This window comes from Marinicella litoralis, from assembly GCF_002591915.1.
Classification (GTDB): domain Bacteria; phylum Pseudomonadota; class Gammaproteobacteria; order Xanthomonadales; family Marinicellaceae; genus Marinicella; species Marinicella litoralis.
Genome location: NZ_NIHB01000002.1, coordinates 255,525 through 256,117, shown reverse-complemented (window position 1 = coordinate 256,117; position 593 = coordinate 255,525). Strand labels below are relative to the sequence as shown.

The 593-nt window shown below is 44.0% G+C and carries 2 protein-coding genes; one reads left to right on the top strand and one right to left on the bottom strand.

Translation table 11 applies throughout. The features are described from left to right. A partial coding sequence (locus CCS90_RS15060) for a hypothetical protein (protein WP_218961655.1) occupies positions 1-198 on the top strand: 198 nt, incomplete at its 5' end. A 206-nt stretch (positions 199-404) separates the two neighbouring features. On the opposite strand, the gene CCS90_RS07625 is transcribed toward CCS90_RS15060, so the two are convergent. Continuing rightward, positions 405-593 (bottom strand): hypothetical protein (locus tag CCS90_RS07625; protein WP_442757007.1); only part of this gene is annotated, 189 nt, incomplete at its 5' end.

The window sequence follows — 593 nt, the reverse complement described above, 5'->3', positions numbered from 1 at the left end:
GGTTGCAGAGACGATCTGCTGAGTGACTTTGTGGTGTTGTTAGGCTATTCCAAAGCAGGTTTAAGCTTAATTCCAAGCGTCCATTTTCGCTTGGTCTTGGCTGAGAATTCTTTGAGTTGTTTGGCTGTTCCTACCGCTGAAAAAATCGTTCGGAACGATTTTTCACGTAAGCCCCGCAGGGGTGAGTGTCAGGGATGATATGAATAAAACCCAATAGATTTAAAGCCTTTTAATTCACGCATAACGGCACAAAGCAACCACTTCTTTTGCTTCGCAAAAACCGTACTTTGCTTATTGCTATGCTGGCAGTGAATACAAGGAACACCAGGTCATCGGTACTTGAGTGGCGTTCCATTCTTCGGTTGAATTGACCTTTAATACAATATGACCAACAGTAGGGGCTATTAGGCCAAATGGTTGTTCATGATGGCATATGAACAGACATCAATTGCAAAGACAGATGTCACTTGTTTGATGCGATCAATGAGCCACTGACGGCGGTGTTCGAACGACTTTCCTGAAGCCTTGTCTTCACCGCAAAGAAAAGCGCGTCGAACACATCTTGAGACAATATGGTAATACGGCGTTTCTTC